The organism is Planktothrix sp. FACHB-1355, from assembly GCF_014748295.1.
Lineage (GTDB): Bacteria > Cyanobacteriota > Cyanobacteriia > Cyanobacteriales > Aerosakkonemataceae > Aerosakkonema > Aerosakkonema funiforme_A.
In genome coordinates this window covers 1-1,879 of the sequence record NZ_JACJUP010001256.1, presented here as the reverse complement: position 1 = coordinate 1,879, position 1,879 = coordinate 1, and the positions used below count along the sequence as shown (strand labels likewise).

The 1,879-nt window shown below is 40.6% G+C and carries 1 protein-coding gene; it reads right to left on the bottom strand.

The genetic code is table 11. The features are described from left to right. On the bottom strand, positions 1-1,684 hold a 1,684-nt coding region (locus H6S82_RS31365), incomplete at its 3' end, for an EAL domain-containing protein (RefSeq protein ID WP_191057346.1). Between the last annotated feature and the right edge of the window lie 195 nt (positions 1,685-1,879).

Sequence of the window (1,879 nt, the reverse complement as noted above, 5' to 3'; positions counted from 1 at the left end):
CCCTTTCAATCTTGTGCGCTGGAAATGCCTCTTTTTGTTGAATTTCGTCACATTTTTGTTTTCTCAAAATCGCAGCTTCGACGTCTGTTTGGACTCCATCGGCTACTACCTTAAGTTTGAGGCGATGTCCCATTTGAACGATCGCATTTAGAATCGGAACACTCTGTAAATTGGCAAAAGCCAAATTTGCTTCTATCTTCAAGTTATTTAGTCGTAATTTATCCAGATAATCTAGAGAAGTATGTTTGAGGCCAAAATTACTTATCGTAGTTTGAATGCCTAGCTTATGCCATGTCATTAGTTTTAATGCAGTGGCGTTAATGTTAGAACTATTGACAATGGTATCGGCTGGTATCTCCACCTCTAAAAAACGAGGTTCAATTCCTGCATCTTGACAGGCTTGAAGAATGGTTAATTCTATATCATTGTCTGTAAACATCTGTTCGGAAAGTGTCACAGCTACTCTTGCCGATGATATGCGGGAATGCCGCCAAAGTTTTGCCTGTTGACACGCAACACGCAACACCCATTCATTAATAGTTACTGTCAAGCCAGTTTCCTCGGCAACCGCAGCAGTTTTTTCTAGGGAAATTAAACCTCTAACTGGGTGTTTCCAATGCACTACTGCGCCCAAAGCAACGATTTTTTTATTACGAAGGTCTACTCTGGGTTGATAGAAAACCTGAAGTTCCTTTTGTTCCCAAGCCGAATGAAAATCAGCCCCAAGTTGCAAATCTCTGGAGAATTCATGTCCGAAAATTGGTCGGCTATAAACCACACAGCGATTACCTCCTTCCCGCTTAGCAGAATTCATGGCTATACTGGCTTGTTTTTGCAATTCTTCTAGCGTCGGAGCAGATGGATAAAAGGAAATACCGATACTAGCTGTAAGCAGAATAGATTTATTATCGATGTCAAAAGGTTGGGCAATAATTTTGAGAATATCTTGCGCTATACCCACTCCTGAATCTTGGTCAGCAATGGGTGGCAAAACAATAGCAAACTCATCGCCACTCACTCTAACTATACCCGATCCTTCAATTCTTTTGCCAAACAAAATCAATCGTTGTGCGAGTTGTTGCAAAACTAAATTGCCGTTGGAATAACCCAAAGTATCGTTAATTCTGGTAAATCTGTCTAAACCTAACAGCAAAAAAGGAACTAAACGCTTGCTTCTGTCGGTTTTAACGATCGATCGCGCCAAATAACCCTCATCTCCCTGTAAAGCTGATGGATTCGGCAAATTAGTTAAAGCATCGTAGTGTTCTAAATGTTCTACTCGCTCTACAACAGATTTAAGTTTTTGATTTTGTTGAGCAACGCGATTTAGTCGAGCAGTAATCGCTTCCAGTAATTCGTAGGGAGTAAACGGCTTAGTAATATAGTCATCAGCACCTAAGTTCATCCCTAAGCGCAAGTCTACTCGATCGCACTTAGCCGTTAGAAATATGAAGGGAAGATCGGCGGTGGCTGGGTCTTGACGTAACTGTGCAATTACACCATAACCATCCATTTCTGGCATCATGATGTCGCAAAGAACCAGGTCGAATTTATTTTGGCGAGCCAGTTCTAAACCAATTCGCCCATTTTTAGCTACCATTACCTGGAAATCTTTAGCTTCCAGAAACTCTTGAACGTTGTCACGGATTTCAGCAGTATCTTCAATAACTAATATCTTTTTCATGGCGGCACCTTTTATAGGGGCTAGGGACTAGATTGAGGGTTTGGCGGAATTAATAACTTCCGCGATACCTTGGTGGTTGATGCAGTTATGTATTTATTTTATTTTAATATGATTTACTGTGCGGTTTGTAACAGATTGCTTTGTCAATTTGAAAATGCTCAAACCCAGGATAGCTTGACTTAAAAAAATTAGTTC